A 26,780-nucleotide genomic window follows, 5' to 3' on the forward strand; every position below is an offset into this window, starting at 1 on the left:
CGAACCCGGAAGCTAAGCCTCACAGCGCCGATGGTACTGCAGGGGGGACCCTGTGGGAGAGTAGGACACCGCCGAACAAATTTTAGGGAAAACCCTGCACCTCACGGTGCGGGGTTTTTCTGCGTCTAGGCTCTTTTCCATGCGCTATGACCTCGTCATCTTCGACAACGACGGTGTGCTCGTCGACAGCGAGCCCCTCTCGAACCGCCTGCTCGCCGGTTACCTCACCGAGCTGGGCCACCCGACCTCGTACGAGGACTCGCTCCGCGACTACATGGGCGCGGCGATGCACCGGGTGCACGACCTGGTGCTGGAGCGCACCGGGAAGCGGCTGCCGGACGACTTCGACGACGTCTTCCACGCCCGGGTCTTCGCCGCCTTCGAGCGGGAGCTGAAGCCCGTGCCCGGCGCCGTCGGCGTACTGGAGAAGCTGGCGGCGGACGGGACGCCGTACTGCGTGGCGTCCTCGGGGAGCCATGAGCGCATACGGGTGGGGCACCGCGCCACGGGGCTCGACCGGTGGTTCGAGGAGGGCCGGGTCTTCAGCGCGCAGGACGTCGGCCGGGGCAAGCCGGCGCCGGACCTCTTCCTGTACGCGGCCGAGCGGATGGGGGTGGCGCCCGGCCGGTGCGTGGTCGTCGAGGACTCCCCCCTGGGCGTGCGGGCGGCCGTGGCGGCCGGGATGGACGTGTACGGGTTCACGGCGATGACCCCGGCCGACCGGCTCGCCGGGGCCGCCCAACTCTTCTCCTCCATGGCCGACTTGACTGACCTGCTGGTTCGCCCGGAGGCATGACCCGGGCCACCGGCGCGGTGCTGACATTTGTCATGCGGAGCTCCGGACGATCGGTTCTGCCGCCGGACCCCCTGCGCGGGCGAAGCTGAGGGCATGACGAAGACCACGGGGAACCACAGCCGGAGCACCGCCCACGACGACGCCGTCCGGAACCCGAGCGTGCTGGACAACTTCCGGCCGCTCATCCTGGACATCGCGGTGCCGCTCGGCTCGTACTACGTGTTCAAGGACGCCTTCGGGACGAGCACCTTCGCGGCGCTGGCCTGGAGCAGCGCGGTCCCGGCGCTGCGGACCGTGTGGAGCCTGGTGAAGGAGCGGCGGGCCAACTCCCTGGCGGCGCTGATCCTCTTCGTGAACGTCGTCTCGCTGCTGCTGAGCTTCGTCTCCGGGGACCCGCGGCTGATGCTGGCCAAGGACAGCGGGGTCAGCAGCACGGTCGCGATCGGCATTCTGGTCTCGGTGTTCCTCGGCCGGCCGATGATGACGGCGGGGCTGAAGCCCTTCATGGTGAAGGGGGACGCCGCCAAGGAGGCCGCGTGGGAGCGGCTGGTGTCCGGTGCGGCGGCCGGCTCGGCGGTCTTCCGGCGCAAGGAGCGGCTGTTCTCGGTCGTCTGGGGCGTGGCGCTGCTGGCCGAGTGCGTGGCGCGGGTCGTGGGCGCGTACACCGTGCCCGTGGACACGATGGTCTGGCTCGGCACGGTCTTCATGGTCGGCGCGCTGGGGGCCGCCTTCCTGGTCGGCGGCGGGCTGGCCGCCGGGCCGATGGAGGAGCTGGTGGCCGCCGAGGCCGAAGCCGGGGCCGAGACCGCCGGGGCCGAGACCGAGACCGAGACAGGGACCGCTGGGGCGGCGACCGTCGAGGCCGGGGCCGTCGTGGCAGCCCGCGCCGCCGCTCCGGGGACCGCCGTCACCGCCTGAGCGGGCGGTCCCGCCGAAGCTGAAGAAAATTCATCTTTGACTGGATCTACCCACAGGTAGCCACGGGCCCTACGCTCGCCGCCATGACAGATGTGCTGCGGCGCGGCAGGGCCTCGCTGGCGTTCAGCTTCTTCGCCCAGGGTGCCGCCTTCGCCCTCCTCGTGACGCGCATTCCGGCTATCCAGGACCGCTACGGCGTCTCGGACGGCCTGCTGCCGGTCTTCCTGGCGGCCGTGCCCATCCTCGCGGGGGTCGGCAGTGTCACCACCGAGCACCTGGTCAAGCGGTTCCGGCCCAGCCGTCTGCTGCGCTGGTCGCAGCCGGTCGTGCTGCTGGCGCTGCTCGGGGCCGGATCCGGTGACCGGATAGCCGAAATGGCCCTGACGCTGGCTGTGTTCGGGCTGGCCGTGGGCATGCTGGACGCCTCGATGAACATGCTCGGGGTGAGTCTCCAGCGGACGTACGGCCGCAGCATCATGCTCGGCTTCCACGCCGCCTACAGCCTGGGCGGGATCGTCGGCGCCTCGCTGGCCTGGGCGGGCGCGCACTGGCATCTGGCGCTGTGGGCGTCGTATCTGCCGGTGGTGGCGGTGCTGCTCCCGGCGGCGTTCGTCGCGAGCCGCTGGTACGTCGACGCCGACGCTCCCGCCAGCTCCGGTGATCCGGCCGCCGCCGGGGCCCCGGGCGGCGCGGGCGCGGGCGGGACCGTCGTGTTCCGGCTGCTGCTGCCGCTCTGCCTGGTCATGACCTTCGCGTACATCGGCGACTCGACCGTCTCCAACTGGAGCGCCAAGTACCTCCAGGACACGCTGGGCAGTTCGGAGCAGCTCGCGACGGTCCCGTACAACGTCTACATGGTCACCACGCTGCTGGGCCGGACCCTCGGGGACGCCGGGGTGCGGCGGTTCGGGGCGGCGGCGGTGGTACGCCTGGGCACGCTGGTGGCGGCGGCCGGTTTCGCGGTGGTGGCCGGGGCGCCGGGGGCCTGGGTGGGCATGCTCGGGTTCACGCTGCTGGGGCTCGGGCTGTGCGTGCTGGTGCCGCAGACCTTCGCGGCGGCCGGGCGGCTGTTCCCGGGCGCCTCGGACGCGGCGATCGCGCGCCTCAACATCTTCAACTACGTCGGATTCCTGGTCGGCTCGCCGCTGGTGGGCGCGCTGGGCGATGCCTGGAGCTACCGCGGCGCGATGCTGGTGCCGATGGTCCTGGTGCTGGTGACGCTGGTGTACGCCAGGTCGTTCGCGCCGCCGGGCGACCGATACGGTGGCGGTCATGAGCGGCTGCGCACAGCTGATGTGGGACGAGGCGGTAACGGGGTATGACTTCGGCCGCGGCCATCCGATGGACCCGGTCCGGCTCGCCCTGACCCGGAGCCTGGTCGGCGCCCTCGGGCTCGACCGCCGGGTGCGCCTGGTGTCCGCCGAGCCGGCCGGGGAGTCGACGCTGCGGCTGGTGCACCGGCTGGACTACATCGAGGCGGTGAGGACGGCGTCGGCGGATCCGGCGGCGGCCGACCCGGCGTACGGCCTCGGCACGGTGGACGATCCGGCCTTCGCCGGGATGCACGAGGTCTCGGCGCTGATCGCGGGCCAGTCGGTGGGCGCGGCGGAGGTGGTGTGGGGCGGGGACGCGCTGCACGCGGTGAACTTCACGGGCGGGCTGCACCACGCGATGCCGGGCGCGGCGTCCGGCTTCTGCGTCTACAACGACGCGGCGCTGGCCGTCGCCCGGCTCCTCGAACTCGGCGCCGAGCGGGTCGCGTACGTCGATGTCGACGTGCACCACGGCGACGGGGTGCAGGCCGCGTTCTGGGAGGACCCGCGGGTGCTGACGGTCTCGCTGCACGAGCATCCCCGGACGCTGTTCCCGCAGACCGGGTGGCCGCAGGAGACCGGTGCGGACAGCGCGGAGGGCTCGGCGGTGAACGTGGCGCTGCCGGCCGGGACCGGGGACGCGGGCTGGCTGCGGGCGTTCCACGCGATCGTGCCCGAACTGCTCGCGGACTTCCGGCCGCAGGTGCTGGTGACCCAGCACGGCGCCGACACGCACTTCGAGGACCCGCTCGCGCATCTCGCGGTGTCGCTGGACGCGCAGCGGGCCGTGCAGGCCGCCTGCCACGACCTGGCGCACGAGCACGCCGAGGGCCGCTGGGTCGCCCTGGGCGGCGGCGGTTACGCGGTGGTCGAGGTCGTCCCGCGTTCGTGGACGCATCTGGTGGGGATCGCGGCGGGGCGCCCGGTGGACCCGGAGACGGTGATCCCGGAGAGCTGGCGCCAGGAGGTGTACGCGCGGACGCGGCAGCTGGGGCCGCTGCGGATGACGGACGGCCGGTGGCCGGTGCCGTGGGCGGCCTGGGAGGCCGGGTACGACCCGGCGGACCGGCTCGACCAGGCGATCCTGGCGACCCGGCGGGCGGCGTTCCCGCTGCGCGGGCTGCTGCCCTAGGGCCTGTGTGCGGCCGGGCGGGTGGCGTTAGGCCGGGCGTGGGGTGTTGTGCCGTTCCCGGGACGCGGGCGGGGGCCGTCCGCCACCATCGCCTCGTGTCGAGCACCACCGCGCTGCGCGCGCATCTGGTCCGTGCCCGTCTGGCCGGTGTCGTGGCCACCACGCGTGAGGTGAGCCTGCGCAGGTACCGGCTGTTCGCCGCGGGGGATCCCCGGGCGCTGATCGGCCTGGACCCGGAACTCCCCTGGGGGCAGCGGGAGCTGATCGAACTGATGGCTGAGAAGTGCGGCGTTTCGGCCGATCCGCTGTGCACCTTCGGCCATGATGTGATTGACCCGGAGCTGACCCTGAGCGCGCTCGGCGCCTTCGCCGACCGGCTCGGCGCGGCGGCCCGGCGGGGCGCGGCGGTGCTGATCGGTACCGGGCACCCGCACCGGCTCCTGGGTTTCTACGCCGCTCTCGCGGACGCCCTGTCGGCGGCGGGATGTGCCGTCCTCACCCCGGCGCAGGGTCGCTGTGTCGACATAACGACCCGGTTCGGTCTACGTACGCACCACCTGGACTACGTACGACAAGTGGCCCTCGTGCGGCTCCCGGGCCCCGCGCGCCCCGGTTGTGAGCCCGGCGCACACACGCATTCCCCGCTCCCGGTCCGGGTGGCCCTCGACGCGGCCGCGGCGGCCGGAGGACCGCTGCCCGACCTGGTGATCGGGGACCACGGCTGGGTGTGCGGAGCAGGGCAACTGGGGTTCGAGGCCATGGGTCTGGCGGACACGGACGATCCCGCTCCGTTCGTCGGGCAGGCGGAGGGGCGCGTGGCCGTCGTGGTGCCGCTGGATGACGGAGCGCGATCCGTGTACTACCGTCCGCTCATCCGCTACGTACTCGACCGGGCGGGCCTTTCGTCCTAGGTTGCCGATGCGTGCACCTCTTCCCCACTCGCATCACCCGCCCCTAGTCTGGGGAGTGAGCACGCAGCGACGAAGAGTCACCGGAAGGGGAAGCCGGCGACCGTCGAGTGCGGAAGGTGCAGGTGTGTCATGGCTGCAGCTGACCAGAGGCCTCTCAACGAGGTCCAGTTCCTTACCGTGGCGGAGGTCGCCTCGGTGATGCGAGTGTCGAAGATGACCGTGTACCGCCTGGTGCACAGCGGTCATCTGCCCGCGATCCGGGTGGGGCGGTCCTTCCGCGTCCCGGAGCAAGCGGTTCACGAGTATCTTCGCGAGAGCTATGTGGGGGTGGAACCCGCCTGACGACCGGCCGGGGGCCCGAACCGGCCCGGCCGGGACCCCCGGACACCTCGATTAACGGCCTCAGCACTCGGGCGGGTAGGCTAGCCCCTCGTAGGTCGTGTGGGCCCATGGCGCCCAAACACCGAGTGATGAGAAGTGAGCGAGGGTAGTCGTGGGCTCTGTTATCAAGAAGCGGCGCAAGCGGATGGCCAAGAAGAAGCACCGCAAGCTGCTGAAGCGCACCCGCGTCCAGCGTCGCAACAAGAAGTAGTGACGCCGGTCGCCACTGGTTAGTGCGCGACAACGCGAGAGCGTGTCTGTGGCCCCCCACCCGTGCGGTGGGGGGCCACACTAGGTTGGCCGCACACGGGGTACGCGGGACGCGACGTGAAGGAAGGCGCTGATCTTGGGACAGACCGTGCTCGTGACCGGGGTGGCCCGCCGGCTCGCCGGGCGGTTCGTCCGGCGGATCCTGCGGGACCCGGAGGTGGACCGGGTGGTGGCCGTGGACGCGGTGCCGCCCGAGCACTCGCTGGGCGGTGCCGACTTCGTCCAGGCCGACATCCGCCAGCCGACCATCGCGCGGGTGCTCGCCGAGGCGTCCGCCGACACGGTCGTCCACCTGGACGTGACCGGCACCGCGCTGGGCGGCGGCAGCCGGGCCACGGTCAAGGAGACCAACGTCATCGGCACCATGCAGCTGCTGGGCGCCTGCCAGAAGTCCCCCAGCGTGCGGCGCCTCGTGGTGAAGTCCAGCACCAACGTCTACGGCTCCGCGCCCCGCGATCCGGCGGTGTTCACCGAGACCACCCCGGCCAAGTCCCTGCCCAGCGGCGGCTTCGCCAAGGACGCCGTCGAGGTCGAGGGCTATGTCCGGGGCTTCGCGCGGCGGCGGCCGGACGTCGCGGTGTGCGTGCTGCGGTTCGCCAACATCCTCGGGCCGACCGTGGACACCCCGCTCGCCTCGTACTTCGCGCTGCCGGTGCTGCCGACCGTCTTCGGCTACGACCCGCGGCTCCAGTTCGCGCACGAGGACGACGTCGTCGAGGTGCTGCGGCTGGCCGCGCGGGAGGCCCGGCGGGGCACGCTCAACAGCGGCACGTTCAACATCGCCGGTGACGGGGTGCTGCTGCTCTCGCAGTGCGCGCGGCGGCTGGGCCGGCCCACCGTGCCGCTGCTGCTGCCCGCGGTCACCTGGGCGGGCTCGCTGGTGCGTACGCTGGGTATGACGGACTTCTCACCCGAGCAGATCCGGCTGCTCACCCACGGCCGGGTCGTGGCCACGGACGAGATGCGCCGCACGCTGGGATTCGCCCCCCGGTACACGACCGCCGAGACCTTCGAGGACTTCGTCCGCAGCCGCGGCCCCGGGCTGCTGCCGCCCGAAGCCCTCGCGCGGGCCGTCGACCGGATCGCCGCGCTGTCCCGCCGGGGCGGCGCTCACCTCCCGACGCCGAGCGCCAACTGAGGAGCGCAGCAACGATGGCGGACGCCAAGGTCATCCCGTTCGACGACGACCGCTCCCGCGGGGGCTCCGGATCGCGGTCGCCGCGGCGCCGTACCACGCACCGGCGCGGTGGTGCCGAGCCCGCGGCGGCCGGCGAGGTCCAGCCGCTGCCGGGGCGGACGGCGGCGCGCGAGGAGGACACCGGGGCGGACGGGCCCGCGTCCGGGCAGTCGGCCGGGCAGCCGGAGCCGGAGGCGGAGGCGGGCGGTGCCGGGGACGGCGGCGGCCTGGAGCGGCGGGTGGCGAGCGGCCTGGCGTTCCTGCGGCGGCGGCTGACCGGCGAGTACGACGTCGACGACTTCGGGTACGACGCCGAGCTGACCGACCAGGTGCTGATGTCCCTGCTGCGGCCGGTGTACGAGAAGTACTTCCGGGTCGAGGTGAAGGGCATCGAGAACATCCCCGCGGAGGGCGGCGCGCTGATCGTCGCCAACCACTCGGGGACGCTGCCGCTGGACGGGCTGATGATGCAGGTCGCCGTGCACGACCACCATCCGGCCGACCGGCATCTGCGGCTGCTCGCGGCCGACCTGGTGTTCGTGCTGCCGGTGGTCAACGAGCTGGCCCGCAAGCTGGGTCACACCCTGGCCTGCGCCGAGGACGCCGAACGGCTGCTGGCCCAGGGGGAGCTGGTCGGGGTGATGCCGGAGGGCTTCAAGGGCATCGGCAAGCCGTTCAGCGAGCGCTACAAGCTCCAGCGGTTCGGGCGGGGCGGGTTCGTCTCGACGGCGCTGCGGCAGGGCGCGCCCATCGTGCCGTGCTCGATCGTCGGGGCGGAGGAGATCTATCCGATGATCGGCAACGCCAAGACCCTCGCGCGGCTGCTCGGCTTCCCGTACTTCCCGCTGACGCCGACCTTCCCCTGGCTGGGGCCGCTGGGCGCGGTGCCGCTGCCGACGAAGTGGACGATCCAGTTCGGCGAGCCGATCCCCACGGACGGCTATCCGCCGGAGGCGGCCGAGGACCCGATGCTCATGTTCAACCTGACCGACCAGGTGCGCGAGCAGATCCAGCACACGCTCTACAAGCTGCTGGTGCAGCGGCGGTCGGTGTTCTTCTGACGCTCGCGGTTCCTTCGGGGCGCGCACCGGTGGGGCGTCCTCGCTCTTTGTGCGAGGGCGCCCCACCGCTGTCGTACGGCCGGTGCGCCGCGGTTACTTCGCGTCCTCGCCGTCGATGCCCAGACCGGGCAGGAGGCCCGGGAGGAGCGGGGGGATGGTGACGTCGGGGTCGCCGGGCGGCGGTGTCCTGCCCGCGGGCGGGGAGGCGCTGCCGCTGGCCTTCGGCGGGTCGAGGAGACCGCCGGTGGTGCCGCCGAGCAGGCCCTCGCCGCTGTCGCCGCCACTGCCCGAGGAGGCGCTGGGGCTGCCGCTGCCGGACCGGTGGCCGCTCTCGGGCGCGCCGCCGCCGGTGCTGGGCGGGGCGGACCGGTCGGTGGCACCGGCGGTGCCGGACGGCGAGGCCGGTGCGCTCCCGTGCCGCCCGCTGTCGCCGCCGGCCGGGGCGGTGGGCTGCGGCAGCAGCGACTGGAGCGGGGCGACCTCTTCGTCTATGGCGTCGAACACCGACGACACCCGGTCGCTGACGTCGCCGAGCTGCACGGGCAGCTTCTGGCGCAGCGCGCCCCACGCCTCGCGGTGCGACCGGGAGAAGCTGGACAGGGCCTGGATGGGGCCCAGGGACTCCGGGTCGCGCTCGTACGCCTCGTGGAGCAGGCGGTGGCCCTCGGTGGCGTCGTGCTGCATCCCGGACAGGGTGCGGCGGATCTCGCCGAGGGACTCGTGGTCGAGGTGGCCGCCGCGGCCGCGCTCCAGCAGCCGTCTGGCCTCGCTCAGCCGGGTCGAGGCGAGGTCGAGGTACGCCTCGCCCCGGCCGTCCGCTCCGTCGGTCAGATAGTGCAGCTTGAAGTCCTCGATGCCGCGCTTGAGCCCGTACAGCGAGTCACCGGGGAGGGCGTCGGAGCTGGCGGCGGCCACGCCGCCGAAGGCGCTCGCGACCACCCCGACACTGAGCCCGCCCGCGGTCAGGCCCTTGGCCAGCCGCGTACGCGGTCGCAGTCTGCCCAGGCCGGTCGCCCGGTGCGCGCCCCGGCCGCCGGGGCTGCGCCGGCCGGGCACCGACAGCTCGTTCGCCTCGCCCGCCGCGGTGCCCTCTTGCAGCATGGCCTCCATGGCGGCCACCAGCCGGGCCCGCTGGACGGCCTTGACCTTGGGGTCCAGCTCCGGCTTCGGCAGCGCGGACAGACCGCTCGCCAGGGCCAGGAACCGGCCCTGCTCGGTCTGCTCCGCCGCTGCCGGGGCCGGTGGCGGTCCCTCGGACTGCTCGGCCGCCGCGCCCCGGTCGGACAGCTCCTCCAGGGCCTGGGCGAAGGCGTTCGCCCGCCGGTGCGCCGATACGTTCGCGATCACTGGCGGCACCTCCTCTCGTCATGACGGTCGACTCCCCAGGGGTCCTGAGGGTTGCACGCCCACGACCGTGCCACACGATCGAGTGATCAGCGTGGGCCAAGGCGTGACCACAGGGAGCCTGTATCCCGCACAACGAGCGGCTCGGCACTTCGGTTACGGACGACCGGGGATCGGGTGGAGAAGTCAACGCACGGCAACACAGGGTGAGTTGGCCGTGGCGCTCGGTCGGGGGCCCGGCGGGCTCAGCGGGCGTCGTCCGGCAGCAGCCGGGCGAGGGTGCGTACGGCCCGGTACTGGAGGGTCTTGATCGCGCCCTCGTTCTTGCCCATCACCCGGGCGGTCTCCGCGACGGACAGGCCCTGGAGGAAGCGGAGCGTGACGCACTCCTGCTGCTGCGGGTTGAGCCGCCGTACGGCGTCCAGCAGGGCGGCGCTGGACAGGGACTCCAGGACGGAGTCCTCGGGGGAGCGCTCGACCTCGTTGGCGTCGAGCATCTCGCCGGTGGTGACCTCCAGCCGGAAGCGGCTGGACTTGAAGTGGTCGGCGACCAGGTTGCGGGCGATGGTGACCAGCCAGGCGCCGAAGTCGCGGCCCTGCCAGGTGAAGGTGCCGATGCGGCGCAGGGCCCGCAGGAAGGTCTCGCTGGTGAGGTCCTCGGCGGTCGCCTTGCCGCCCACCCGGTAGTAGATGTACCGGTACACGGTGTCGCTGTACTGGTCGTAGAGGCGCCCGAAGGCGTCGGCCTCGCCCGCCTGGGCGCGCTCGACCAGATCCATCATCCGGGCGCTGTCGCTGTCCGCCGCCGGGCGGCGGACAGCGGCCGCCGGGGCGGAGCGGCCTCGTCTGGCCGCCCTCCCCTCGGCGGAGCGCCGGCCCTCGACGACGGCGCTGCGCGCGGGGCCCTGCTCCATGCCGTCGGCCAGCGCGTAGCACGGGCCGACCGGCGCTGCGGTGGCGAAGGCGGGGCCGGCGTACGCGGTGGGGACGAGGGCGCGCAGCAGGTCGAGGACCGTTGCGCGGAGCGTAGCCAGGCCCGAGGCGTCAACCCCGACGTGTGGGTACACGGGACTCCCAGAGGCAGAGCTTGCATCACGTGCAGTGCGGAACCATTCACCCGTCGTAGCGACGGAGGGGTGCCGGATTGCGTCTGAGGAGAATAACGCTTCGTGTAGGCCCTGCTACACCGAGTTGCTCAAATCATCGATTACGTCGCTTCCGTAGCCAGTTGACGCCCGATCGAGTGCCACAGACTGACCGTTTGCTGATCGGTCCGGTTCGGATTCGGTGCCGGAGCGGGGCATGTCGTGGCGGTGTACCGCCAACGGGACTGGCCGGCGCGGTGCGTGGGCGTGTTCGGTCGTCTGACCGGAATCCGGGTGCGGAGTGCGACTGTGACCGGTGATGTTCCTGTGACGTCCTGTGCTGTTCTGTGGCATCCGGTGGCGTCTGGTGGGCGGCGGACGGCGCTCGTGATCGGTACGGCTAGCGCCTGCGGCGGTGCAGGGCGATGGCCGCCGCGGTGCCGCCTGCGACCGCGCCGACGCCCGCCGCCGCGGGGATGCCGACCTTCGCGGCCTTGCGGCCGGTGCGGTAGTCGCGCAGCCGCCAGTCCTTCTCGCGGGCGTGGCGGCGGAGCTTGGCGTCCGGGTTGATGGCGTAGGGGTGGCCGACCAGGGACAGCATGGGGATGTCGTTGTGCGAGTCGCTGTAGGCGGCGCAGCGGGACAGGTCCAGGTGCTCGGCCGCCGCGAGGGCGCGTACCGCCTCCGCCTTGGCCGGGCCGTGCAGCGGTTCGCCGACCAGGCGGCCGGTGTAGACACCGGCGACCGACTCGGCCACCGTGCCCAGCGCGCCGGTCAGGCCGAGGCGCCGCGCGATGACCTGGGCGATCTCGACCGGGGCCGCGGTGACCAGCCACACCTTCTGGCCGGCGTCGAGGTGGGCCTGGGCGAGCGCCCGGGTGCCCGGCCAGATGCGCTCGGCCATGTACTCGTCGTAGATCTCCTCGCCGATGGACTCCAGCTCGGCGACGCGGTGGCCCTTGACGATGGAGAGCGCGGAGTCGCGGGCGTCCTGCATGTGCTCGGGGTCCTCGACCCCGGCCAGCCGGAACCACGCCTGCTGCCAGGCGAACCGGGCGAGGTCGCGGGTCTCGAAGAACTTCCGCTTGTACAGGCCGCGGCCGAAGTGGAACAGCGCGGCGCCCTGCATCACGGTGTTGTCGAGGTCGAAGAAGGCGGCGGCGCGGTCGTCCCCGGGCACGGGGAACTGAGGCTCCTCGGGCGCGGGCGGCGGGGTGTCCGCCTCCTGCGTGGACTTGCGCGCTGCCTCCGCCGAGGCCTCGCCTGCCAGCACGCTCCGCGCGGTGGCGGAGCGCCTACGGGGGGTGAGCCATCCGAGAGCGGCCATGGCGTGAGCATAGCCAGTCTGTTCGGGACTTCCGGAGCCGCGAGGTGGGAAGCCCGTGAACTCCGCCCGGCCGTGGAGTGGCAGGGATCACCGAAAGGGAGTGCAAGGGGCGTACGGGGGCGGCGCACGGGGCGGCGGGAGGTGACGAGCGGCACCCGGGGGCCGGGCGGCGGGGCGACAATGCCGGTATGAGCGCCCTCTTCCGCCGCAAGGCGTCCGTGCCGTCCGCCGCCGCGCCCGCCCCCCGGGACCGGCTGGTCACGCTCGTCCGCAAGCCCGGCTGCCATCTGTGCGACGACGCGCAGGCGGTCGTCGAGAAGGTGTGCGCGGACCTGGGCGTGCGGTGGGAGGGCAGGGACATCACCGAGGACGCGGCGCTGTACGACGCGTACTGGGAGCAGATCCCGGTGGTGCTGATCGACGGGGAGCAGCACACCTTCTGGCGGGTGAACGAGGAGCGGCTGCGGCGGGCCCTGGCCGGCTGAGCGGGGCGGGAGCGCCGCAGCGGGCCCGGCGGGGTCCCGCCCGGGACCGGCCGAGGGGGCGAACGTGACTGACCGGCGGGTACAAAGTGGCCGAAAGTCGCTTAGGATCGACGGCGGCTTGGTCTCGGGGGCGGCGATCACAGAGGAGCGTGTGCGGTTTTGCCCCCAACAAGTAAGGAACGCGGCGGCGAGTGCGCCGGTTCCAGATGTGTGCGCCGGGGGCGCGTGACCCCGGTCACGTTGGCCGGGCAAATCGGACACCATCTTTGTGCACGCGTTCACAAAGACATAGCCTGCTGTCGACGGGGCGGTCCGGGGACGTATGGCCGCCCAGAGCCCCGCTCTACCCGCAGGAGCACCGTGGCAACTGGCCGAACTCACCGACCGGCGACCCGTAGCCGAGGGATTCCCGAGGCCACCGTCGCCCGGCTTCCGCTGTACCTCCGAGCCCTGACCGCGCTGTCGGAGCGCTCGGTGCCCACCGTCTCCTCCGAGGAGCTGGCGGCGGCGGCGGGAGTCAACTCCGCCAAGCTGCGCAAGGACTTCTCCTACCTCGGCTCCTACGGGACCCGCGGTGTGGGCTACGACGTCGAGTATCTCGTCTACCAGATCTCCCGCGAACTGGGCCTGACCCAGGACTGGCCGGTTGTGATCGTCGGTATCGGCAACCTCGGCGCCGCGCTCGCCAACTACGGCGGCTTCGCCTCGCGCGGCTTCCGGGTGGCCGCGCTCATCGACGCCGACCCCGCGATGGCCGGGAAGCCGGTCGCCGGGATCCCCGTCCAGCACACCGACGAGCTGGAGGCGATCATCCGGGACAACGGCGTCTCGATCGGCGTGATCGCGACCCCCGCGGGCGCCGCCCAGCAGGTCTGCGACCGGCTCGTCGCCGCCGGGGTGACCTCCATCCTGAACTTCGCGCCGACCGTGCTGAACGTCCCCGAAGGGGTCGACGTGCGCAAGGTCGACCTCTCCATCGAACTCCAGATCCTCGCCTTCCACGAGCAGCGCAAGGCCGGTGAGGAGGCCGCCGCCGAGGGTCCGCTGCCCGCCGCCGGAGCCGCCCGCAAGCGCTCCGCCGACCAGGGGCCCGACGGGGACGTCCCCGCCGTGATGCCGGCATGAGCCTGCTCGTCGTCGGACTGAGTCACCGCAGCGCCCCGGTCAGCCTCCTGGAGCGCGCCTCGCTGAACGCGGACGACCGGGTCAAGCTCCTCCAGGACACCGTCGCCGCGGAGCCCGCCACCGAGGCCGCGGTCCTGGCCACCTGCAACCGCATCGAGCTGTACGCCGACGTGGACAAGTTCCACGCCGGTGTCGCCGAGCTGTCCACGCTGCTCGCCCAGCACAGCGGGGTCGGCCTGGAGGAACTCACTCCCTATCTCTATGTGCACTACGAGGACCGGGCCGTCCACCACCTGTTCTCGGTGGCCTGCGGCCTGGACTCGATGGTCGTCGGCGAGGGCCAGATCCTCGGCCAGATCAAGGACTCGCTGGCCCGCGCCCAGGAGCTGCACACCGCCGGGCGGCTGCTGAACGATCTGTTCCAGCAGGCCCTGCGGGTGGGCAAGCGGGCGCACTCGGAGACCGGCATCGACCGCGCCGGGCAGTCCCTGGTCACCTTCGGCCTGGAGCAGCTGTCCGCGGGCGCGCCCGTCGCCGACTGGGCGCGCGGCAAGAAGGCCCTGGTCATCGGCGCCGGTTCGATGTCGTCGCTGGCCGCCGCCACGCTGGCGCGTGCCGGGGTCGCCGAGGTCGTGATCGCCAACCGCACCCAGGAGCGCGCCGAGCGGCTCGCCCGGATCCTCACCGAGGGCGACGACACGCACGTGCCGGCCCGCGCGGTACCGATGGACGCGGTGCCGGCCGAGCTGACACGTGCAGACGTCGCCGTCTCCTGTACCGGCGCGACGGGACTCGTCCTGACGGCCGAGGCGATCGCCGCCGCGATCGAGGGCCGTACCGGAGCACCCGTCGCGGCCCCGCACGACGGTCCCACGGACCCGGCCGCCCCGTACACCGGATCCGCCCGCAGCCGCACCGCCCCGGCGGCGAGGCCGGACGCGCGCGAGACGGCCACGACGCCGCTGCCGCCCGCCGGTGCCGGTGAGGAGAACTGCCCGCTGGACCTGGCCGCCGTGGAGCCCGCCTTCTCCCTGCTCGGCGAGTCCGCCGTGGCGGGCATCGACGCGGCCACCCTGGAGCAGCACGGCGCGTGGGTGGACGGCGGCACCTCGCTGCTGGAGCGGGACCGTACGCGCGACGCGCAGGCGGAGGCCGGCGCGGACGCCGAGCTGATCACCGCGCTCGCCGCGACCGCCGCCACCGTCGGCCGGGTCCCCGAGCGCCGCAGGCCCGAACCGGTCGCCGTGCTGCCGCGCCCCGAGCCGGTCCTCTCCGTCCTCGACCTGGCCATGCCCCGCGACGTCGACGCCGCCGTGCACCGGCTGGCCGGGGCGCGCCTGGTGGACATCGAGTCGCTCGCCGACGCCTCCGCCGACGCGCCGATGGCGGCCGACGTCGACCAGGTCCGCCGGATCGTCTCCGACGAGGTCGCGGCCTTCGGGGCGGCCCAGCGGGCGGCGCACATCACGCCCACCGTGGTCGCCCTGCGCACCATGGCCGCCGACGTCGTGTCCAGCGAGATCGCCCGCCTCGAAGGGCGGCTGCCGGGCCTGGACGACAAGCACCGCGCGGAGATCACCCAGACCGTGCGGCGGGTGGTGGACAAGCTGCTGCACGCGCCGACCGTGCGGGTCAAGCAGCTCGCGGCCGAGCCCGGCGGCGCCGGGTACGCGGACGCGCTGCGCACCCTGTTCGACCTGGACCAGGAGACGGTGGCCGCCGTCTCCCGGGCCGTGAGCGACCCCGTCGCCATCGACGACCACGTGAAGAACGGCAAGAACCGAGGGCCAGCATGAGGAACAAGGCACTGAGACTGGGGACGAGGCGCAGCAGACTCGCCATGGCCCAGTCCGGGCAGGTGGCGGATGCCGTGAGCCAGGTGACCGGGCGGCCTGTCGAGCTCGTCGAGATCACCACGTACGGCGACGTCTCGCGCGAGCACCTGGCGCAGATCGGCGGCACGGGCGTGTTCGTCGCGGCGCTGCGCGAGGCGCTGCTGCGGGGCGAGGTGGACTTCGCGGTTCATTCGCTCAAGGACCTGCCGACCGCGCAGCCCGACGACCTGGTCCTGGCCGCCGTGCCCGAGCGCGAGGACCCGCGGGACGTGCTGGTCGCACGGGACGCGCTGAAGTTCACCGACCTGCCGCGCGGCGCCCGCATAGGCACCGGCGCGCCGCGCCGGATGGCCCAGCTCAACGCGTACGCCCGCGCCCACGGCCTGGACATCGAGACCGTCGCGATCCGCGGCAACGTCGACACCCGCATCGGGTTCGTCCGCGACGGCGGTCTGGACGCGGTGGTCCTGGCCGCGGCCGGACTCAACCGGATCGGCCGCGCCGACGAGGTGACCGACTTCCTGTCGGTCGACACCGTTCTGCCCGCCCCCGGCCAGGGGGCACTGGCGGTCGAATGCTCCGCGGACGACGCGGAACTGACCGCCGCGCTCGCCGGACTCGACGACCCGCTCACGCGGGCCGCCGTGACGGCCGAGCGCTCACTGCTCGCCGCCCTGGAGGCCGGCTGCAGCGCCCCGGTGGGTGCTTTGGCCGACATCCTGGCCGACGGGCAGACTGTCAAGGAAATGCGCCTGCGGGCCGTCGTCGGCACGACCGACGGCAGCGCGCAGGTGCAGCTGTCCACCACCGGTCCCGTGCCCCCGACGCACGACGCTGCGATGGCGTTCGGTCGCGAACTCGCCACCGACATGCTCGCCCAGGGCGCGGCCGGTCTGATGGGGGAGCGAGCACATTGAGCCCCACCACCCTTCCCGCCGGTCCGGAACACGGGCACGTCACCTTCCTCGGTGCCGGACCCGGAGATCCGGGACTGCTCACTCTGCGCGCCGTGGAGGCGCTGGCGAGCGCGGACGTCCTGGTCGCCGAGCACGAGGTGCTCGACGTCGTACGCACGCATGCCCGCCAGGGCGTGTCGGTCGTGCACACGGACGCCGGTCCCTCGTCGGACGCCGTCCAGGGCACGGGCACGCCGCAGCTGAAGGTCGTTGACGGTACGTCAGCGGCCGTCGGGGCCCCCGCGGTGCGGGATGCCGCACATCTTGTCATGGAGGCCGCGCGGGGCGGCAGGCGGGTCGTCCGTGCGGTGTCCGGGGATCCCGGGCTCGACACGGACGCCGCCGCCGAGATGCTCGCCTGCGCCGCCGCGGGCGTGCCCTTCGAGGTCGTCCCCGGTATCGCGAGCGCCGTCGGCGTGCCCGCGTACGCCGGTGTGCCGCTGCGCGACGCCGAGGGCACCGACGTGCGGTTCGTCGACGCCCGTACCGCCTCCGACCGCTGCTGGACGGAGGTCGGCGCCTCGGACGGCACGGTCGTCGTGTCCACCACGCTGGACTCGGTGGCGGCCACGGCCGGGGAACTCGTCACGGCCGGCCGCAAGCCGGACACCCCGATGACGGTGACCGTCGGCGGCACGACCACCCGCCAGCGCACCTGGACCGCCACGCTCGGCACGGTCGCGCAGACCCTGAAGCAGGCCAAGGTGCTGCCGTCCCCGGACGGCGGCCGGCCGGTGATAGCCGTGGTCGGCGAGCGCAGTGCCGCGGCGGCGCGGCGCGACCAGCTGTCGTGGTTCGAGTCCAAGCCGCTGTTCGGCTGGAAGGTCCTGGTGCCGCGCACCAAGGAGCAGGCCGCTTCGCTCTCCGACCAGTTGCGCTCCTACGGCGCGGTGCCGCACGAGGTGCCGACCATCGCCGTGGAGCCCCCGCGCACCCCGCAGCAGATGGAGCGCGCGGTCAAGGGCCTGGTGACCGGCCGCTACGAGTGGATCGCGTTCACCTCGGTCAACGCGGTCAAGGCGGTCCGCGAGAAGTTCGAGGAGTACGGCCTGGACGCCCGCGCCTTCGCGGGCATCAAGGTCGCGGCGGTGGGCGAGCAGACCGCCAGGGCGCTGATCGCCTTCGGTGTGAAGCCGGACCTGGTGCCCAGCGGCGAGCAGTCGGCCGCCGGTCTCCTGGAGGACTGGCCGCCCTACGACCCGGTGTTCGACCCGATCGACCGCGTCTTCCTGCCGCGCGCCGACATCGCCACGGAGACCCTGGTCGCCGGGCTGATCGAGCTGGGCTGGGAGGTCGACGACGTCACCGCCTACCGCACCGTGCGCGCCTCGCCGCCCCCGGCGGAGACGCGGGAGGCGATCAAGGGCGGCGGTTTCGACGCGGTGCTCTTCACCTCGTCCTCCACGGTCCGCAACCTGGTCGGCATCGCGGGCAAGCCGCACAACGTGACGGTGATCGCCTGCATCGGCCCGGCCACGGCCAAGACCGCCGAGGAGCACGGTCTGCGCGTGGACGTGATGGCTCCCGAGCCGTCCGTCCTCAGGCTGGCCGAGGCGCTGGCCGATTTCGGCCTCAAGCGCCGGGCCGCGGCCCTGGAGGCCGGTGACCCGGTGACCCGGCCGAGCGAGCGGCGGCCGGGTGCGCGCAGGCGCCGGTCGACGACCTGAGCGGGCGTCCTGCCTGAGCGGACGTACGCGCTGAGCGCTACGGCGGAGCGCCCCCCGTGCGGGGGGCGCTCCGCCGTTTTCGTGTCCGGTTCCGTTCCGGCAGGGCATCAACTGAGATGAATGAAGTCCGATAATCGTCCATGTCAGTTGACATTCCTCTCTGGCCCCATCAGGCTTCCGATGCTCCAAAAACGCACTTGCACCGCTTTCGTGAACAGACGTGACCAGACGTGAACGAACAGAGAGGCGCATGACTGTGAGACGTAGCGTCAGACGTACCGTGTCGGCTTCGGGAACGGCTCTGCTGGGAGTGCTGACCGCCGTGGTCGTCCTCCCCGGCACCGCACAGGCCGCGAGCCCGGGGAGCTGTTCGGCCCAGCGCAACGGCCCGGTCGGTGCCGTGTCGTGCAGCGGGGTGGCACCGAGCACGGTGTGGCGGGCGGAGGCCGGCTGCTTCTACGTCGACGGCGGGACGCCGGTCGACTACAAGGTGTACGGCAGCCTGGTCACCGGCAACGGCACCTCGACGGCCGTCTGCTCGCTGCCGCGCTCCTACGTGGGCAAGCTGCTGGACGCGGTGGTCGTGGGCGTCTCGGGCAAGCAGGGCCGCCTGGTCGGCTACGGCGGCAAGTGCGTGGACGTGAAGGGCGGCAAGACCACGGTCGCCACCCCGGTCCAGATCTACGACTGCAACGGCACGAACGCGCAGTGGTGGACCATCGGCGACGACCACACGGTCCGGGCGCTGGGCAAGTGCCTGAACGTCGTCTGGGCCGGTACCGCCAACGGCACCAAGGTGGAGATCTACGACTGCATCGCGGACAGCCAGAGCGAGAAGTGGGTGCTCCAGAACGACGGCTCCCTGCGGAACGAGAACTCCGGCAAGTGCCTCGACGACCTGGGCTTCAACACCGCCAACGGCACCCAGCTGGGCATCTGGGACTGCAACGGCGCGGCCAACCAGAAGTGGGTCGTGACCCCCTGACCCCGTGACCGGGCGTGAACCGGAGCCGGTCCCGCCCGGGGGGAGCGGGACCGGCTCCTTCGCACGAGGGGGCGCGCAGGCCGGTGCCTCAGACCAGGGTCGTGATGCAGAACGGATGGCCCGCCGGGTCCAGCAGGACCCGCCAGCGGCCGGGGGAGGGCTGGTGGCCGGGCTTCTCCGCGCCCCGCGCCAGCAGATGGGCCTCGGCCGCGTCCAGGTCGTCGACGCCCACTTCGAGGTGGGCCTGCTTGCCCTGATCGCCGTCCGGCCAGGTGGGGCGGCGGTAGCCGGCGAGGCGGTGGAAACCGAGGCCGGGGGCGCCCTCGCGGGAGAGGAAGAAGAAGTCCTCGGTGGAGAAGGTGACGGGAAGGCCGAGCATCTCGCTGTAGAAGCGGGCCAGTTCGGCGGGGTCGGCGCAGTCGAAGGTGACGGCGGCGTAGCGGAACGCGGGTGCGGATGCGGAGTTCTCAGTGTTCTCGGGGTTCTCGGTGTGCTCAGTGCTCATACGAGGACCGTAGGACGGGACCAGGACAGTTCCGGTCCTGGTCGTCCGTCCGGCCGTGCGGCGGCTGTGGAAGACTTCCGGCGTGATCAGTGCGTCCGCCCGGCTGCTGCGGCTGGTCTCCGTGCTGGCCGCCCGGCCGTCGTGGACCTGCGCCGAGCTGGCCGAGCGCACCGGGGTCACCGAGCGCACGGTGCGCCGCGACATCGCCCGGCTGCGGGAGATCGGGTACGCCGTCGAGTCCGAACCGGGTCCCTGGGGCGGCTACCGGCTGCGGGCCGGGTCCCGGGTGCCGCCGCTGATCCTGGACGACGAGGAGGCCCTCGCCGTGGCCGTGGGCCTGCGCGAGGCCGCGCTGAGCGGGGCGCTCGGCGGCGACCAGGCCGCGCTGTCGGCGCTGCTGAAGCTGCGCCAGGTGCTGCCGCGCCGGATCGCGGAGCGGCTGGAGGAGATGGACGCGGCCTTCGTGCACACCCCGCGCACCGCCGAGCCGCAGATCACCTCCGGGATGCTGCTGGAGCTGGCCGCCGCGTGCCGCCGGGCCGAGCGCGCCCGGCTGGCGTACCGGGACGGCAAGGGGCGGTCCACCGTCCGGGACGTCGATCCGCACCGGCTCGTGCACACCGGCCGCCGCTGGTACTTCGTCGCCCGGGACGTGGACCGGGACGAGTGGCGCACCTTCCGCGCCGACCGGGTCGAGCGCGTCCAGCCGACCGGGCAGCCGGTGGAGCTGACCGACCCGCCCGACCCGGCCCAGCTCGTCTCCCGCTCCACCGCCAACGGCCCCTACCCGCTGACCGCGACCGTCCGCCTCCCGCTGCCCCTGGAGCAGGCGCTGCGGCTGGTCCCGGCGAGCGTCGGCACCCACCGCCCGGACGGCCCCGGCGCCACCGTCGTCGAGATCGGCGGCCCGGACCCGGACGGCCTCGCCGGATACCTGCTCGGACTGGCCGTACCCCTGCGCGTCCTGGACCCGGCCGCCGTACGCGAGGCGCTGGCCCACCGCACCCGCGAGCTGTTGGCCGCCCAGTCGGACGACTGACCGCCCCGGATCAGTGCCCGCCGAGGGGCCGTACGGGACCGCCCCGCGCGGGTCGGCGCGGGGCGGTCCCGGTCGGCCACCCCGGGCCGGGGTCGCGTGCGGGCCGGTGGTCCCGCCGTCCGCCGCGGGGTTCGCCGAGGGCGGCATCCGGCCCGGATCCGGGTGACCCCGCCGGGTACCTGCTCGGGGCGGCCGTACTGCTGCGGGCCCTGGCCCCGGGCCCGGTACGCGAGGCGCTGGCGCGGCGCACGCGGGCGACTGATCGCGCCCCGTACGGACGGCTGCCGTCCCGCGCGTGGACGGGTGATCGCCCCGCGTGGGACGGCAGGGCGGTCCCGGTCGGGCGCCCCGGGCCGGGGTCGCGTGCGGGCCGGTGAGGCCGACACCCGGGCCGCTGGTGGCCCCACGGTCGCCCGGCCCGCCCCGGCGGCTCGTCCGTCCCCGCGCAGGTCGGCCGATCGGCCGCAGGTCCGACCGGCTTGCCCCGGCAGGCGGCCGTCCCGCGCGGGACGGTCCCGGGCCGGATCCGTGTCGGATCGGGGAGGGGCGGAGGCCGTGTGCAGGCCGGTGGTCGCGCTGTCCTCCGAGCGGTGTCCGGGCCCGTACCCGGAGTCCGTACGGGAGATCCCGGGGTGCCGCGGCCGGGAGCTGCCGTCGGCTCGCGCGGGCGGTCGGCCGTCCCGTGCGGACTGCGCGGCCGGGCCCCGGGCGGCCCCTGACGGGGTGTCGTCCGTGGGAGTGCCGGGGTCGACATCTCGTCGGCAAGAGGGTGTCCGGGGCGGGCGTAGCGTAGGGGACATGACGACGTACGGATCCTTTCCCGGTACGCGACCTCGTCGGCTGCGCACCACTCCCGCCATGCGGCGCATGGTCGCCGAGACCCGGCTGCACCCGGCCGATCTGATCCTGCCCGCCTTCGTGCGCGAGGGTGTCGCCGAGCCGGTGCCGATCACGGCGATGCCCGGGGTCGTGCAGCACACCCGCGACAGCCTGAAGAAGGCCGCCGCCGAGGCGGTCGCCGCCGGGATCTCCGGGATCATGCTCTTCGGCGTGCCGGAGGAGGCCAGGAAGGACGCCGCCGGTACGGCGGGCACCGACCCGGACGGGATCCTCCAGATGGCGCTGCGCGATGTGCGGGCCGAGGTCGGCGACGACCTGCTCGTCATGTCCGACCTGTGCCTGGACGAGTTCACCGACCACGGCCACTGCGGTGTCCTGGACGCCGAGGGCCGCGTCGACAACGACGCGACGCTGGAGCGGTACGCCGAGATGGCCCAGGTCCAGGCCGACGCGGGCGCCCATGTCGTGGGCCCCAGCGGGATGATGGACGGGCAGATCGGCGTCATCCGCGACGCGCTCGACCAGATCGGCCGGGAGGACGTCGCCGTCCTCGCCTACACCGCGAAGTACTCCTCCGCCTTCTACGGTCCCTTCCGCGAGGCGGTCGGCTCCTCGCTCCAGGGGGACCGCAAGACCTACCAGCAGGACCCGGCGAACCTGCGCGAGTCGCTGCGCGAACTGGCCCTCGACCTGGAGGAGGGCGCCGACATGGTCATGGTCAAGCCGGCCGGTCCCTACCTCGACGTCCTGGCCAAGGTCGCGGACGCGGTGGACGTGCCGGTGGCCGCGTACCAGATCTCCGGTGAGTACGCGATGATCGAGGCCGCGGCCGAGAAGGGCTGGGTGGACCGGGAGCGGGCCATCCTGGAGACGCTGACCGGCATCAAGCGGGCCGGGGCGCGGAACATCCTCACCTACTGGGCCGTCGAGGTCGCGCAGAAGCTGCGCTGAGGACCGGGCTGGACGGCGGCCGTCGCACACGGCCGCCCCAGCGACGCCGAGTCCGTGGACGGCCCCTCGTCGCGTACGCCCTCACCGTCGTCGCAGCCCGTCAGGGCGGCCAAGGCGGCGAGCACGAGCACCGTCGCGGCGAGCAGCCGGACGCGGGCGGGGCGTGCGCGGGTGGGGCGTGCGGGCATGGAAGATCCCCCTGAGGGCGGGCACGAGCGGTTCTTGTGAGACGGAGGCCGTGGTCGGCGGCGGGTGCTGCCCAGCTTGATCCGTGGGCACCACCCCGCGCCACAACCGGCCGCCGATGCGGGACGCCGGAACGTCACAACCCCCTGTGACCTGCGCAGACGGCGTCCCTCTGGGATGCGGTACGGGACGTGGATCAGAAGTCCACGGCCGGTTCCACGGTGCTCTCCCAGTACGTCACCGTCAGCTTGTCGTCGACGTAGACGCTCCTGCCGGGCAGCGCGACCGTGCCGATGGAGCCGTCGTCGAAGGGGATCGTCAGGGTGTTCACGGTGTGCCCGTGGCCGCCGTCGCCGGACAGCAGCACGCCCGCGTAGCCGGACTGGCCCGGCTCCAGCGTGGTCACCGCCTGCGGCTTGGTCTCCTCGGCCACCGGCGGCACCGACTGCGCCTCGCCGAAGCGGGCCGCCGGGTACATGGGCAGCATGCAGGTCTTCGAACCCGTGTTCGTCGCGGTGATCAGCAGGTGGTTGATGGGCCGGGAGACCGTGGCGGCCTTGAAGCGCAGGCTCTTGGCCCCGCACTTCGCGAGCTTCCCGGAGGACGCGTCGGAGCCGCCGGTGTCCCGCGAGCCCGCGCCGGAACCGCTGCCGCTGCCGCCGCCCTTGGCGGTGCCGCCGCCCACGGAGGAGCCCTTCCCGGCGACGGAACCCGAACCGGAGTTCGAGCCCGAGCCTGAACCGGAGCCCGTCCCCGTCCCCGTCCCGGTCTCGTCCGGGGCCTTCGTGTCGCCGGAGGCGGCGCCGGACGGCTGCTCGTTCCGCACGGATCCCGCGGGGGCGGCGGAGGACGCGGCGCCCGCGCCGTTGTCGTCGCCGCCGCTCTGGCAGGCCGTCAGGGACAGGGCCGCGGCGGCGATCGCGGCGGCGGTGAACAGCCGGGTGCGGCGGGTGCGGCGGATACGGCGGATGCGAGCGGACATGGGAACTCCTCGGTACGAGTGAGAAACGGGCTGGGGCGAGCGGCGCTCGACCGGTCGCCGTGAGGCGGTGGGCCGGGAGCGCCGTGTTCGGCTGATCCACAGCTTGTGGGAGGATCCGTCCCGGCGGCCACAGCTGCCGGGACAACCGGGATGCTGGAATGCCAAAAGCGGGTCTGACCTGCGGGAACGGCAACCGTCTGGGACGCCGTCCGGGGATGCGAGGAGGGGGCTGGAGGGTGACCGGGGACGATTTCGCCGGGCTGCTGCGGGAGCTGAAGGAGCGGTCCGGACTCAGTTACGGGGCCCTCGGCAAGCGCCTGCACATGAGCGCGTCGACCGTGCACCGGTACGTCAGCGGTGACGTCGTACCGACCGACTACGCGCCCGTCGAGCGGCTGGCCCGCCTCTGCCGGGCCACCCCGGACGAACTCCTCGAACTGCACCGCCGCTGGGTCCGCGCGGACGCGCTGCGCGGGACGAAGGGGGCGGGCCCGGCGGCCGGGGCGACGGCGGAGGACGCGGCGGACGGGACGGCACCGGCCGGCCGTTCCGCCGGGACCGGATCACCGGCCGCGCCGGACCCCGCCCCCGCCCCCGCGCTTCTCGGTCACGGCCCCGGTCCCGGCTCCGAGGACCCGGGCGGACCGCGCACCCGCCGCCGCCCCACCGCCCTGCTCGCGGGCGCCGGGATCGTGGCGGTGGCCGCCGCGACCGCGCTCGTGGTGCACCTGGTGCCGGGCGGCCGCTCCCATCCGTCCGGCACCGCCGAAGGCGCCGCCGCGGCGGTCTCCGCCACCGGCGGCGGCCCCGGCGCCACGCCCCCGGCGGACCCGGAGGACAGCGCGTCCCCCTCCCTCTCGCCCTCGCGCTCCGCCTCCGCCCCGCCGTCCTCCCCGGCCCCCGGGCACACCCCGGCCGCCCCGCGCTCCACCGCGCCCCTCACGAACGGCCGCCCGGACGCCGTGCCGATCACGGTCGGCGTCACCCCGTACTACTGGGACGTGCCCTGCGAGCAGAGCTTCCTGGTGGACCGCAGCCCGAAGAACGTGCCGCCGCCGCCCGGACTCCAGGACGTGGTCGGCTGGGGCGCGCCGCTGGGCGCGGTCGCCGCCGACCGCCAGATGGTCGTGCTCACCGTGCAGGGCAGCGGCGCCGAGACGGTCGTGCTCCAGGGGCTGCACGTGCGGGTGGTGCGCAGTGACGCGCCGCTGACGTGGAACTCGTACGCGATGGGCAACGGCTGCGGCGGCGGGGTGGACACCAAGTCCTTCGACGTCTCGCTCGACCTGGGCAACCCGCCCGCCCAGCCCATCGCCGGGCAGCGGAACTTCCCGTACAAGGTCAGCGAGTCCGACCCCGAGGTGTTCTACGTCAACGGGCACACCGCCGGGCACGACGTGAGCTGGTACCTGGAGCTGGACTGGTCCAGCGGCGACCGGCACGGCACCGTCCGCGTCGACGACCACGGCAAGCCGTTCCGCACCAGCGGGGCGCAGGGCCGTCCGCGCTACGTCAGCCCGCTGGGCGGCCACGGCTGGGAACGGGAACTGGGGAGCTGAGTGCACCGGGCCCCGGGCGCGGCCAAGTGCCGTGGGCGGCTAGGTTGTTCGCGATCGGACGACTTTTCCAGGGAGACGCGCCATGCCCGGTGATGCCCTCAGCCCCGACTCCGCCGAACTGCGGAGCCGGATCGACTCGACCAAGCCGCATCCGGCGCGGGTCTACGACGTCCTGCTGGGCGGCAAGGACCACTACCCGGTCGACCGGGAGGCGGCGGCGCGGGCCATCGCCCAGCACCCCCGGGGCTTCCTCACCGCCCGGTACAACCGGGACTTCCTGCGCCGCGCGGTCACCACGCTCGTACGGGACGAGGGCGTGCGCCAGTTCCTGGACATCGGCACCGGCCTGCCGACCGCCGAGAACGTCCACCAGATCGCCCAGCGCCTGGCCCCCGAGACCCGGGTCGTCTACGTCGACAACGACCCGATCGTGCTGACCCACGCCCGCGCGCTGCTCACCTCCGGGCCCGAGGGCCGCACCGACTACGTCGACGCCGATCTGCGCGACCCGGCGCGGATCCTCGAAGAGGCCGCCCGCACGCTCGACCTCGGCCGGCCCGTGGCGCTGGTGCTGCTCGCGGTGCTGCACTTCATCGAGGACGAGGCGGCCTACGCCCTGGTCCGCGACCTGCTGGCGGCGCTGCCCCCGGGGAGCTGGCTGGTCCTGAGCCATCTGGCCGAGGACCTCAACCCGGCGGGCACCTCCAAGGTGGTCGGCTCCCTGAAGAAGAGCGGGATGACCTTCGTGCTGCGCACCCGCGAGCAGGTCGAGCGGTTCTTCGACGACAACGGGCTGACCCCCGCCGCACCGGGCATCGTCCCCGTGCACCACTGGCGGCCGGACGGCGCGGCGCCCGTGCTGCGCGTGCCGGACCCGGAGTACCTGGAGTCCCTGGAGCTGATCGACCGGATCAAGTACGCCGACATCAACGATCCCTCGGCGGGCGACCCCAGCATCCACGCGGCCATCGCCCGCAAGCCCTGACCACCGCCCCCTTTCCGCACTCCCTTCGCATCCCAGGAGGAACGACGTGCCCGGTGACGCCCTCAGCCAGGACCCCGCCGAGATCCGGGGCCGGATCGACACCACCAGGGCCCATCCGGCGCGCGTCTACGACGTCTTCCTGGGCGGCAAGGACCACTACCCGGCCGATCTCGCCGCGGCCGCCGCCGGACTCGCCGCCAACCCGCGCGGCTACCTCGACGTCCGGCACAACCGCGACTTCCTGCGCCGGGCCGTGACCACGCTCGCCGCCGAGGACGGCATCCGCCAGTTCCTCGACATCGGCACCGGCCTGCCGACCGCCGAGAACGTCCACCAGATCGCCCAGCGGACCGACCCCGGCGCACGGGTGGTGTACGTCGACAACGACCCCGTCGTCCTCGCGCACGCCCGCGCGCTGCTCACCTCCGGGCCCGAGGGCCGCACCGACTACATCGACGCCGACCTCCGCGACCCCGCCCACATCCTCGAACAGGCCGCGCGGACCCTCGACTTCGGCCGGCCGATCGCCCTCTGCCTGGTCGCGATCCTGCACTTCGTCGCGGACGAGGAGGCGTACCCGATCGTCCGCGAGCTGCTGGACGCGCTGCCCGCCGGGAGCCGGCTGGTCCTCAGCCACCTCACCGACGACCTCAACCCGGAGAACGTCCGCGCGGTGCAGCGCGCCTACACCGCGCGCGGCTTCACCTTCGTGCTGCGCTCCCGCGCGGACGTCGCCCGCTTCCTCACGGACAACGGCCTGGAGACGGCCGCGCCCGGTGTGGTCCCCGTCCACCACTGGCGCCCCGACCACGCCGCGCCCGTCCCCGAACAGCCCGACGCGGCCTACCTCGACACCCTCGACGACATCGAGAAGGTCCGCTACCGCGCCATCGGTGACGTCACCGACGCCGACATCAACGTGTACGCGGCACTCGGCGTCAAGCCGTAGCCCGCGCCGCCGTCGC

The 26,780-nt window shown here is 73.4% G+C and carries 26 protein-coding genes and 1 rRNA gene; 21 read left to right on the forward strand and 6 right to left on the reverse strand.

Annotated elements, in window-relative coordinates:
* The 10 genes from rrf to ACWDYF_RS30085 all read left to right on the forward strand — a co-directional run.
* Positions 1-77 (forward strand): 5S ribosomal RNA (gene rrf / locus ACWDYF_RS30040); the annotation flags it as partial.
* Between the two features lie 62 nt (positions 78-139).
* Positions 140-796, forward strand: coding sequence for an HAD family hydrolase (locus ACWDYF_RS30045; RefSeq protein WP_037887527.1), 657 nt, complete (start codon positions 140-142; stop codon positions 794-796).
* Between the two features lie 93 nt (positions 797-889).
* Entirely contained in the window at positions 890-1,714 is an 825-nt protein-coding gene (locus ACWDYF_RS30050) for a VC0807 family protein (protein WP_389470978.1), read from the forward strand.
* 83 nt (positions 1,715-1,797) lie between these two features.
* The gene (locus ACWDYF_RS30055; RefSeq protein ID WP_389470975.1) at positions 1,798-3,036 is read left to right on the forward strand and encodes an MFS transporter; all 1,239 of its coding nucleotides are present in this window, start codon (positions 1,798-1,800) and stop codon (positions 3,034-3,036) included.
* Positions 2,987-4,159 (forward strand): acetoin utilization protein AcuC, encoded by a 1,173-nt coding sequence (locus ACWDYF_RS30060; protein ID WP_389470972.1) that lies wholly within the window; start codon positions 2,987-2,989, stop codon positions 4,157-4,159. The genes ACWDYF_RS30055 and ACWDYF_RS30060 overlap by 50 nt, the downstream gene beginning before the upstream one ends.
* Positions 4,160-4,254: 95 nt before the next feature.
* Positions 4,255-5,070 carry a phosphatase gene (locus tag ACWDYF_RS30065; protein WP_389470970.1) on the forward strand — a complete coding sequence of 272 codons (816 nt, stop codon included), beginning with the start codon at positions 4,255-4,257 and terminating at the stop codon, positions 5,068-5,070.
* 129 nt (positions 5,071-5,199) lie between these two features.
* Positions 5,200-5,412 carry a helix-turn-helix domain-containing protein gene (locus tag ACWDYF_RS30070; protein WP_018568181.1) on the forward strand — a complete coding sequence of 71 codons (213 nt, stop codon included), beginning with the start codon at positions 5,200-5,202 and terminating at the stop codon, positions 5,410-5,412.
* Positions 5,413-5,563: 151 nt separating this feature from the next.
* Positions 5,564-5,662: a 30S ribosomal protein bS22 gene (locus ACWDYF_RS30075; protein WP_003948845.1), complete on the forward strand. Its 99-nt coding sequence runs from the start codon at positions 5,564-5,566 to the stop codon at positions 5,660-5,662.
* A 135-nt stretch (positions 5,663-5,797) separates the two neighbouring features.
* Positions 5,798-6,859: an NAD-dependent epimerase/dehydratase family protein gene (locus tag ACWDYF_RS30080; RefSeq protein WP_389470967.1), complete on the forward strand. Its 1,062-nt coding sequence runs from the start codon at positions 5,798-5,800 to the stop codon at positions 6,857-6,859.
* 14 nt (positions 6,860-6,873) lie between these two features.
* On the forward strand, positions 6,874-7,959 hold the full coding sequence (locus ACWDYF_RS30085; protein WP_389470965.1) for a lysophospholipid acyltransferase family protein: 1,086 nt from the start codon (positions 6,874-6,876) through the stop codon (positions 7,957-7,959).
* Between the two features lie 93 nt (positions 7,960-8,052).
* Here the strand turns inward: ACWDYF_RS30085 and ACWDYF_RS30090 are convergent, their stop codons facing one another.
* From ACWDYF_RS30090 to ACWDYF_RS30100, 3 genes are all read right to left on the reverse strand, one after another.
* Positions 8,053-9,306 (reverse strand): DUF5667 domain-containing protein, encoded by a 1,254-nt coding sequence (locus ACWDYF_RS30090; protein ID WP_389470962.1) that lies wholly within the window; start codon positions 9,304-9,306, stop codon positions 8,053-8,055.
* Between the two features lie 242 nt (positions 9,307-9,548).
* Positions 9,549-10,370 carry an ECF subfamily RNA polymerase sigma factor, BldN family gene (locus ACWDYF_RS30095; RefSeq protein ID WP_389470958.1) on the reverse strand — a complete coding sequence of 274 codons (822 nt, stop codon included), beginning with the start codon at positions 10,368-10,370 and terminating at the stop codon, positions 9,549-9,551.
* Positions 10,371-10,788: 418 nt separating this feature from the next.
* Positions 10,789-11,715, reverse strand: coding sequence for an HAD family hydrolase (locus ACWDYF_RS30100; protein WP_078509655.1), 927 nt, complete (start codon positions 11,713-11,715; stop codon positions 10,789-10,791).
* A 188-nt stretch (positions 11,716-11,903) separates the two neighbouring features.
* On the opposite strand from ACWDYF_RS30100, the gene ACWDYF_RS30105 reads away from it, so the two are divergent.
* From ACWDYF_RS30105 to ACWDYF_RS30130, 6 genes are all read left to right on the forward strand, one after another.
* Complete coding sequence (locus ACWDYF_RS30105) at positions 11,904-12,200, forward strand: glutaredoxin family protein (protein ID WP_389470955.1); 297 nt, start codon at positions 11,904-11,906, stop codon at positions 12,198-12,200.
* Between the two features lie 360 nt (positions 12,201-12,560).
* Entirely contained in the window at positions 12,561-13,325 is a 765-nt protein-coding gene (locus tag ACWDYF_RS30110; RefSeq protein WP_064534457.1) for a redox-sensing transcriptional repressor Rex, read from the forward strand.
* Complete coding sequence (locus ACWDYF_RS30115) at positions 13,322-15,121, forward strand: glutamyl-tRNA reductase (RefSeq protein WP_389470951.1); 1,800 nt, start codon at positions 13,322-13,324, stop codon at positions 15,119-15,121. Before ACWDYF_RS30110 ends, ACWDYF_RS30115 begins: the two co-directional genes overlap by 4 nt.
* On the forward strand, positions 15,118-16,077 hold the full coding sequence (hemC, locus tag ACWDYF_RS30120; RefSeq protein ID WP_389470949.1) for a hydroxymethylbilane synthase: 960 nt from the start codon (positions 15,118-15,120) through the stop codon (positions 16,075-16,077). The genes ACWDYF_RS30115 and hemC overlap by 4 nt, the downstream gene beginning before the upstream one ends.
* On the forward strand, positions 16,074-17,783 hold the full coding sequence (locus ACWDYF_RS30125) for a bifunctional uroporphyrinogen-III C-methyltransferase/uroporphyrinogen-III synthase (protein ID WP_381736834.1): 1,710 nt from the start codon (positions 16,074-16,076) through the stop codon (positions 17,781-17,783). The genes hemC and ACWDYF_RS30125 overlap by 4 nt, the downstream gene beginning before the upstream one ends.
* A gap of 280 nt (positions 17,784-18,063) precedes the next feature.
* Complete coding sequence (locus ACWDYF_RS30130) at positions 18,064-18,768, forward strand: ricin-type beta-trefoil lectin domain protein (RefSeq protein WP_389470941.1); 705 nt, start codon at positions 18,064-18,066, stop codon at positions 18,766-18,768.
* Between the two features lie 88 nt (positions 18,769-18,856).
* On the opposite strand, the gene ACWDYF_RS30135 is transcribed toward ACWDYF_RS30130, so the two are convergent.
* Positions 18,857-19,273, reverse strand: a complete 417-nt coding sequence (locus ACWDYF_RS30135; RefSeq protein WP_389470938.1) for a VOC family protein — start codon at positions 19,271-19,273, stop codon at positions 18,857-18,859.
* An 82-nt stretch (positions 19,274-19,355) separates the two neighbouring features.
* On the opposite strand from ACWDYF_RS30135, the gene ACWDYF_RS30140 reads away from it, so the two are divergent.
* Positions 19,356-20,312: a helix-turn-helix transcriptional regulator gene (locus ACWDYF_RS30140; protein ID WP_389470935.1), complete on the forward strand. Its 957-nt coding sequence runs from the start codon at positions 19,356-19,358 to the stop codon at positions 20,310-20,312.
* 798 nt (positions 20,313-21,110) lie between these two features.
* Positions 21,111-22,103, forward strand: a complete 993-nt coding sequence (gene hemB, locus ACWDYF_RS30145) for a porphobilinogen synthase (protein WP_389470932.1) — start codon at positions 21,111-21,113, stop codon at positions 22,101-22,103.
* Here the strand turns inward: hemB and ACWDYF_RS30150 are convergent.
* Both ACWDYF_RS30150 and ACWDYF_RS30155 read right to left on the reverse strand, forming a co-directional pair.
* Positions 22,067-22,291 (reverse strand): hypothetical protein, encoded by a 225-nt coding sequence (locus tag ACWDYF_RS30150; protein ID WP_381736830.1) that lies wholly within the window; start codon positions 22,289-22,291, stop codon positions 22,067-22,069. The genes hemB and ACWDYF_RS30150 overlap by 37 nt on opposite strands.
* Before the next feature lie 194 nt (positions 22,292-22,485).
* Complete coding sequence (locus tag ACWDYF_RS30155) at positions 22,486-23,271, reverse strand: DUF4232 domain-containing protein (RefSeq protein WP_389470929.1); 786 nt, start codon at positions 23,269-23,271, stop codon at positions 22,486-22,488.
* 236 nt (positions 23,272-23,507) lie between these two features.
* On the opposite strand from ACWDYF_RS30155, the gene ACWDYF_RS30160 reads away from it, so the two are divergent.
* The 3 genes from ACWDYF_RS30160 (at position 23,508) to ACWDYF_RS30170 (ending at position 26,764) form a co-directional block, all read left to right on the forward strand.
* The gene (locus ACWDYF_RS30160) at positions 23,508-24,830 is read left to right on the forward strand and encodes a helix-turn-helix domain-containing protein (protein WP_389470926.1); all 1,323 of its coding nucleotides are present in this window, start codon (positions 23,508-23,510) and stop codon (positions 24,828-24,830) included.
* Between the two features lie 82 nt (positions 24,831-24,912).
* The gene (locus tag ACWDYF_RS30165) at positions 24,913-25,815 is read left to right on the forward strand and encodes an SAM-dependent methyltransferase (RefSeq protein WP_389470923.1); all 903 of its coding nucleotides are present in this window, start codon (positions 24,913-24,915) and stop codon (positions 25,813-25,815) included.
* A 46-nt stretch (positions 25,816-25,861) separates the two neighbouring features.
* Positions 25,862-26,764 (forward strand): SAM-dependent methyltransferase, encoded by a 903-nt coding sequence (locus tag ACWDYF_RS30170; RefSeq protein WP_389470920.1) that lies wholly within the window; start codon positions 25,862-25,864, stop codon positions 26,762-26,764.
* Positions 26,765-26,780 lie beyond the last annotated feature (16 nt).

Source organism: Streptomyces sp. NPDC003284 (genome assembly GCF_053589675.1).

What these genes read in the sequence shown, in the direction of transcription:
- ACWDYF_RS30045 (WP_037887527.1), top strand. Translation starts at nt 140, where the DNA reads ATGCGCTATGACCTCGTCATCTTCGACAACGACGGTGTGCTCGTCGAC.
- ACWDYF_RS30050 (WP_389470978.1), top strand. Translation starts at nt 890, where the DNA reads ATGACGAAGACCACGGGGAACCACAGCCGGAGCACCGCCCACGACGAC.
- ACWDYF_RS30055 (WP_389470975.1), top strand. Translation starts at nt 1,798, where the DNA reads ATGACAGATGTGCTGCGGCGCGGCAGGGCCTCGCTGGCGTTCAGCTTC.
- ACWDYF_RS30060 (WP_389470972.1), top strand. Translation starts at nt 2,987, where the DNA reads ATGAGCGGCTGCGCACAGCTGATGTGGGACGAGGCGGTAACGGGGTAT.
- ACWDYF_RS30070 (WP_018568181.1), top strand. Translation starts at nt 5,200, where the DNA reads ATGGCTGCAGCTGACCAGAGGCCTCTCAACGAGGTCCAGTTCCTTACC.
- ACWDYF_RS30085 (WP_389470965.1), top strand. Translation starts at nt 6,874, where the DNA reads ATGGCGGACGCCAAGGTCATCCCGTTCGACGACGACCGCTCCCGCGGG.
- ACWDYF_RS30100 (WP_078509655.1), bottom strand. Translation starts at nt 11,715, where the DNA reads ATGGCCGCTCTCGGATGGCTCACCCCCCGTAGGCGCTCCGCCACCGCG.
- ACWDYF_RS30105 (WP_389470955.1), top strand. Translation starts at nt 11,904, where the DNA reads ATGAGCGCCCTCTTCCGCCGCAAGGCGTCCGTGCCGTCCGCCGCCGCG.
- ACWDYF_RS30115 (WP_389470951.1), top strand. Translation starts at nt 13,322, where the DNA reads ATGAGCCTGCTCGTCGTCGGACTGAGTCACCGCAGCGCCCCGGTCAGC.
- hemC (WP_389470949.1), top strand. Translation starts at nt 15,118, where the DNA reads ATGAGGAACAAGGCACTGAGACTGGGGACGAGGCGCAGCAGACTCGCC.
- ACWDYF_RS30135 (WP_389470938.1), bottom strand. Translation starts at nt 19,273, where the DNA reads ATGAGCACTGAGCACACCGAGAACCCCGAGAACACTGAGAACTCCGCA.
- hemB (WP_389470932.1), top strand. Translation starts at nt 21,111, where the DNA reads ATGACGACGTACGGATCCTTTCCCGGTACGCGACCTCGTCGGCTGCGC.
- ACWDYF_RS30150 (WP_381736830.1), bottom strand. Translation starts at nt 22,291, where the DNA reads ATGCCCGCACGCCCCACCCGCGCACGCCCCGCCCGCGTCCGGCTGCTC.
- ACWDYF_RS30155 (WP_389470929.1), bottom strand. Translation starts at nt 23,271, where the DNA reads ATGTCCGCTCGCATCCGCCGTATCCGCCGCACCCGCCGCACCCGGCTG.
- ACWDYF_RS30165 (WP_389470923.1), top strand. Translation starts at nt 24,913, where the DNA reads ATGCCCGGTGATGCCCTCAGCCCCGACTCCGCCGAACTGCGGAGCCGG.